This is a genomic window from Agromyces sp. Soil535 (assembly GCF_001428255.1).
Taxonomy (GTDB): Bacteria; Actinomycetota; Actinomycetes; order Actinomycetales; family Microbacteriaceae; genus Agromyces.
Genome location: NZ_LMRW01000018.1, coordinates 1 through 6,271 on the forward strand (window position 1 = coordinate 1; position 6,271 = coordinate 6,271).

Annotated in this window: 5 protein-coding genes; 1 reads left to right on the plus strand and 4 read right to left on the minus strand. The window is 65.2% G+C overall.

The genetic code is table 11. From position 1 onward, the window contains the following. Positions 1-225: 225 nt before the first annotated feature. The 4 genes from ASG80_RS13010 to ASG80_RS23015 form a co-directional block, all read right to left on the minus strand. Positions 226-969, minus strand: coding sequence for a ParA family protein (locus ASG80_RS13010; RefSeq protein WP_056731378.1), 744 nt, complete (start codon positions 967-969; stop codon positions 226-228). 631 nt (positions 970-1,600) lie between these two features. Then, the gene (locus ASG80_RS13015) at positions 1,601-2,539 is read right to left on the minus strand and encodes a leucine-rich repeat domain-containing protein (protein WP_056731380.1); all 939 of its coding nucleotides are present in this window, start codon (positions 2,537-2,539) and stop codon (positions 1,601-1,603) included. 243 nt (positions 2,540-2,782) lie between these two features. Further along, positions 2,783-3,226, minus strand: a complete 444-nt coding sequence (locus ASG80_RS13020) for a hypothetical protein (RefSeq protein ID WP_156401837.1) — start codon at positions 3,224-3,226, stop codon at positions 2,783-2,785. Positions 3,227-4,326: 1,100 nt separating this feature from the next. Continuing rightward, positions 4,327-4,746 carry a DUF4279 domain-containing protein gene (locus tag ASG80_RS23015; RefSeq protein WP_082590304.1) on the minus strand — a complete coding sequence of 140 codons (420 nt, stop codon included), beginning with the start codon at positions 4,744-4,746 and terminating at the stop codon, positions 4,327-4,329. Between the two features lie 196 nt (positions 4,747-4,942). Here ASG80_RS23015 and ASG80_RS13030 point away from each other — a divergent pair, with 196 nt between their 5' ends. Continuing rightward, positions 4,943-5,962: a leucine-rich repeat domain-containing protein gene (locus ASG80_RS13030; protein ID WP_156401838.1), complete on the plus strand. Its 1,020-nt coding sequence runs from the start codon at positions 4,943-4,945 to the stop codon at positions 5,960-5,962. Positions 5,963-6,271: the final 309 nt, after the last annotated feature.

The following is a 6,271-nucleotide window of genomic DNA, read 5'->3' on the forward strand; positions in this document are numbered from 1 at the left end:
CGAGAACCGCCAAGACAGCTCAGACTCGGGGATCGTGAGTCCGGAGTCGACCCGAAGACCGGGACGGTGGGCAGCGGGCATGGATCCATCATCCTCTTGTGCTCGAGATGCGCCCGCAAACGGATCCTTTCTTGGGTGCGGTTGAGCGCTGCGCCCCTTCGCGTGTTCGACCGCTCGGAGCTGCTCTCTCCTCTTACTCGGGTCAGCGCCCGCCAACGCGCGAGCCTACGAGGCGCGGCGGACGCGCTTCCACAGGCTCGAGAAGGCTTTGGCGGCGTCGGAGCTCGGCGCGTAAACGCCCACCGGGGCGCGGTGCTCGCCCATGCGCTCGACGACGACGCTCGCTCCGACAAAGCCGTCGCCGATCTCCTTGTGTGCAGTGGGAAGGTGCTCGAGCGCGTCGCGGTGGGAGCGCTTTCGTCGGTCCACCTGCGAGAGGAACGCGACGAGCTTGACGTGGCCGCCGGAATCCGCGATCACGCCCCGTACCTGCTCCAGCGAACGCAGGCCCAGCGGCGAGGGGATGAGCGGCAGCACGACCACGTCCGCCGCTCGCAGCGCATTCTCGGCAACCAGCGACGCACCCGGCGGGGTATCGAGGATGATGACGTCGTAATGCTTGCGGAGGGGCTTGAGTACCGCCGTCACGCGGGACGAGGACTTCTTGGCAGCGTCGAGAGCGATGTCGAGGTCGCGGTAGCTCTTGTCCGCGGGCAGCACATCGATCCGGTCGAATTTCGACTCACGCACCGCCCTGTGCGCAGGCCTCTTCCCCCGCACAAGCGCCTCGGCACCGCCGCGCAGATGCGGCTTCACCTGCAGCAGCCATGTGACCGCCGCCTGCGGGTCCAGGTCCCACAGCAGGACGCCGAGGCCTTCGGATGCCGCCTGCCAGGCAAGATTTACCGCGGCCGTGGTCTTTCCGACGCCTCCCTTGGTGCTGTACACCGCGATCACCGTTGCAGCCACGGAGCCATCCTTTCACGACTTGCCTCAGGCATGACGTACCAGATCGAGCTGCGCCCAACCGCGTTCGCGCATGAAGCGCATGATGCGCATCGAAGCCATCAACAATTAGGACTGCGACCGGATCCGAGGCTTGACCACGCTTCATGATGAGAACGCACCACCGCCAGGTGCCACAGCGCTCCGAGCGACCCCGGGCCTGCGAGTTCGTGTGGGCGACCACCGGGTCAGCTCCCCGTCCGACGATGTCCTGGTCACCGTCGTGGTCACCCTCGGCCACCGCCCCGCAGAGCGATCCGCTTGCGGACACGACGCTCGAAGCTCGCCGCCCGACAGAATCGCGCTTATGGACCCCTAAGGGTTGCGAATTGCATCGGATGCGAGAACTCGCGAATTGGAGATTCATTCCGCGTGATTCCGCGGATGGGCGAGCCTGTTTCCCGTCGCAGATCGTGTTCGAGTGGAGCCGTCCGGCATGCCGGCAACGGAAGTCGAAAACGCGCCGGCGGCGAGTTTCGGCCGGCCGTTCTGCCGAGCCTTGACCAGAGACACCTGTGGGGGGGCTGACTCCCGCCGGCGCGGCGCTCCCGCACTCCTGATTCTGCTGCTCGGTGCTTGAGGTGTCCCGTTAGGGCTACCAGATGTACAGGTCTACCAACCCGGCGACGGGTGTGAGGTCCTGCACTGATGAGTCGTCCAGCCCGAGGATGGTGAGGTTGGTCAGTCCGGCCAGCGGGGTGATATCGGTGAGGGACGTGTCGCCGTAGAGGTAGAGCTCGGTGAGGCTGGTCAGCCCGGCCAATGGTGTCAGGTCGGACAGGCTCGGGTTGTTGGACAGAAAGAGGTGAGTGAGGCCGGTCAGCCCGGCCAGCGGGGTGAGATCGGTGAAGTCCGGGCTCTGTGCCACGGTGAGGTCGGTGAGGCCAGTCAGCCCGGCCAGCGGGGTCAGGTCCGTGAGGGCCGGATTCCTGGACAGGTTGAGCTTGGTGAGGCCGGTCATCTCGGCCAGCGGGGTGACGTCAGTGAGCGCCGTGCTACCGGACAGCGTGAGGCGGGTGAGGCCAGTCAACCCGGCCAGCGGGCTGAGGTCCGTGAGAGACGGGCTGCCAGTCACCTCGAGGAAGGTGAGATTGGTCATCTCTTCCAGCGGGGTGAGATCGGTCAGGGCCGGGTAATTGGACAGGGAGAGGGTGGTGAGGTTGGTGAGATTGGCCAGTTCGGCCAGCGGGGTGAGATCGGACAGGGCCAGGCTTTCGCCCAGGTGAAGCTCGGTGAGGCCGGGAAGGTCGGTGAGTCGTTCGACCCCTTCGAGAGTCTCCATCTTCGACAACCTGCAGTCCGCGGCGGTCAGCTCTGCAGGGTCATCGACACCGGCCATGTACATGCTGAACTGGATGCATGCCTCGATCGTGCCGATCGCGGGCAGGGTGGAGGGCCAGGCGCTGGCGGTGGCTGGTCCAGCGGTGCCGGATCCTGCGGGGGCGGCGGATGCACAGCCGCTGAGGACGATCACCGCCCCGGCCACCGCGAGCAGCCCTACCGCCTGCCGGACCGATCGTACAAGTGCGCCCATGCGTCAACTCTCCTCAACGGTCCTACCCGCCTGGGCAGGCATCGGTGGTTTGTCCTGGGATGAGCCCCCCATAGAGGAGGGAACCACCAGGCACAGCCCATTACGGTCACCCTACGGTCGTGGGCTTTCGTACTCTAGGACGCTCAGGACCTCGGGCGCTATCGCGCACCTCGACGCGGCTACGGCCGGTGTTTCGTCGAGGCTGCAGCGGTCCCGCCCGCAAGCCGGTCCTTCGACGCTGCGCTATTGAGCCGCTCCGATGGGTAGCTTGCGCGGTGACTCGCGGATCGAGCGACGGAATGTGAGAACGGCGGTAACTGCGCCGAGGACGGAGTATGCCGCAGCGTGCCATATGAAGCTCCATGCGGCACTCACGAGCATGATGAGACCGACTTGAATCGCCATCGCGGTGCCGGCGAAGGTGACGCCGACAACGAGCAGTCGAAGGTGTGCCGCAGCCCTGCCTACGAGGAAGGCTGGCACGGAGCAGACTGCACCGTAGATGGCAGTGAGGGCGGCGCTAACCAGAGCGACGTGGACGGCAAACCAGAAGTCTTGACTGATCACCATCCAGGCGATCGAGATGCCCACACCGAAGAGTGCCCCCCACGCTGCGTTCCTTGCAGCGAACCAGCCAAGAGAGGCGGGAACGGCGGATTCTCTCTGCGGACGCAGTAGTTCGGTCACATGTTCATTGTGCCTTTCCTGCAGGGGCGGCACTCTTAGCTGAATCTACTTGCGCATAATGGCGCGGCCGCGTTATCCCAGGGCCGCCCGCAAGCCGGTCGATTCCAGTTTCGTCGGTCTTGGTGTCTACATGCTGCGGCACCTCGACGCCGCAACGGCTTTCTTTGAGAGCCGAGGGGCTTCGCTGTACGGGCGCCGCGCGGCGAGCCGGTTGTATAAGCGTGCCAACATCCGGATCGGAGCCATGGCGTTCACTGTGGGTGGATCCATCTTTATCATCGTGGGACTCACCCGACTCGCCCTGTCCGTGGTGACTCTCGTCGGCCCGCAAGGGAGCATGTAAACCAGTGAGTGCGGTGCATCACTAGGGATCGTCGATAGGGCGGTCCCAACAGCGTGGCGGCGATGACCGGCTCGTCGATCTCTGCGCGCACGATGGGCGTGCTCACGCCGCGGTGCGAGCAGTTCGGCATCCGGGGGCGGAGCACCCGGGCGGGTACGAAGGATTGATCGTCTACGCTGCCCCACGTGAACACAGTCAGGAAGCGGTCGGAGTGATGCAGTGATCGCGGATATGCTCGGCCAGCTGGCCGCGTCATTGTTCGGCGGTTGGATCGCTGATGGATTCATCGGTCGCAGTCGAGCGAACGCTGCGAAGCGCCGAGCCTTCTTGGGTGGTCTCCGCGTCCTCTCCGGGCGACAGATTGGTCTCAGCAGGGAGTGGCTTGTCGGGGAGTGGCGCATTGATCCAGGCTGCCTACGCCTCGATGGGGTCATCGTTCCCATCTCTGCGACTGTTGCAGGTTCGCGTAGGCCGGCGAGCCTCAGGGAGGTCGTGGGCGGCGATGACACCGTCATCGTCACGGTTCGGACTGATACCGCCGAGCTCGAGTGGTCGATGCTGCGTCGGTTCGACGGCCTGGCACGGCGTGCGCTTGGTGTGCCGGAAGTGGCCGCAGGGACCGGCCCGATGGCATGAGTCCGTGGCCGCGGACGCGGTTGCTTGCCGTCAGAACGCAACCCTGCGGAAGAAGCAGCGACAGCCGGTCCGTCAGCGGACGTCCGCAAGCGGATCCTTCAGCGGCGATCTGTGGGACCCATTACTCCGCGTTATTCGAAGCCTCTTCGAGGTAGACGGTTGCGAACACGTCGATACCGAGCGCGGCGATGTTGGCTGCGAGGTCCGCTGAGATCACGAAGCCCCCTTGTGTCGAGTCGGAATCCGTGGACCACCAAATCCTGGCGTTGCAGTCCGACGGCAAGAGAGGGAACTTCCCGGCTGCCGGTCGTGCGAAGCTGACGAGATCGTGAAGCGCTCGGGTGCCCGTCTCGTCTGCGTCCGTATTTGCGCTTCGTCCAACGTCGAGCGTCCATACGTTGTGGTCCAACGTGCGACCCGAGGGGCGCACTGATCCTCGACGTTTGATGCTTGTCGGGAGGAGGCCGAGGATCTCGGAGACGCGGGCGGGGTCAGTCTCATTCGAGACAACAGTGAGGGACGCGCGCCCGGACTGGATCATGACGCGAGCATAGATGTGATCTCAGCTACCTCGTTGCCCGTGCCAGTGCTGTTCCGCCGAGGGATCGGTTACTGAGTTTCGTGCTGACCGGATACTAGTGCCGCTCTAATGTGGACTGCGGGTTGCGTTGACCACCCCTAGCACTCGCGCACACAACGCCAAGGAGGCCAGTGGAACAGCCATCCGCATCAGCGCTGTGGGCGAGGAGTTCAATGTGATTGGAGTGTCCGGACCCGGCGGGGCCGCGCATGCGTCCGTCGTGGTGATAGCCGCCGCAGTCCTGATCAGCCTTGCCGGTTGCGCCACCTCGCCACCCCTCGCGGCTACTGCTGAGCCGAGCGTTTCCCCTCCTCCGACCAGCGCCTCGTGGCCTCCACAGCTGCCCGAGACGGGCTCGATCGACGCGTGCTTGGAGTGGAGTGTGGCTGTGGCGCCGTTCAACGGCCAGCAGGTCACCGACCCCGCTCAGCTCACCAGGGTCGATTGCAGGAACATGACGAGCCTGGACGGTATTGAACGTCTCATGGAGCTTCCCGCGCTCACCGAACTCGCCATCGTCGACAGCCCGGCGCTGACCGAGCTCGCGCCCCTGGCTCGGCTGGCCGACCACCCCGCGCTCACCCGGCTCGTGTTGCTGTCCGTGCCCGGCGTTACGGATCTCGCCCCGCTGGCCGAGCTGGACAACATCACCTACCTGGACTACTCCGGCACCGACGCCGCGGAAGGCGGCGGCTCGTCACTCAAGGGCTCGTCCCTCGCGGACATCTCACCACTCGCCGAAATGCGAGGCCTCCGCGATCTCGCTCTGACATGGAGCGATGCACTCACCGACCTCACCCCCGTCGCGCAGATGACCGAACTCGACACGCTGTACCTCGACGCCATCCCGCTGCTGACAGATCTCGGGCCTGTCGGCGGGCTCACCGGGCTCACGAAGCTCACCGTGCAACGAAGCCCGAGCCTCTCGGACCTCACCCCCCTGGCTGGGTTGAGCGGCCTCAAGAGCCTCTACCTGAGCTACAACCTCGGCATCACCGACCTCACACCGCTGGCCGGACTCACGGGCCTCACCGAACTCTTGCTCTACGGCAACACCAGCCTCACCGACGTGAGCCCGCTCGCAGGTCTCACCAACCTGACCACGCTCGGACTTCTCGATTCGTCCGTCACCGATGTCAGCGCACTTGCCGTCCTGCCGAACCTCATGATCATGTAGACCCGGCCGAGCATATCGCCCGCTCCCGCGTCTTCCGCGGCTTCGGACAAGAGCCATTGCACCTCAGGACCGCCGATCTGACCGCACTCCAAGCTTGTCTCGACGAGGCGCTGACCCCGTAGGTGCGACTTCGATAGAACGCGCGACACAACCGGGCGTCGCTACTGCCCGGGGGTGGTTGCCTGCACCGCAAAAGGATCCAGCTCCGCAACGTCGTCTCGTTGATTCCGGGGCAACTCACCGACCTCCTCATGAGCAGCGCGCTGCGAGAGATATCGCCCTCGACGGCGCACAGCCACCTGCAGCTTC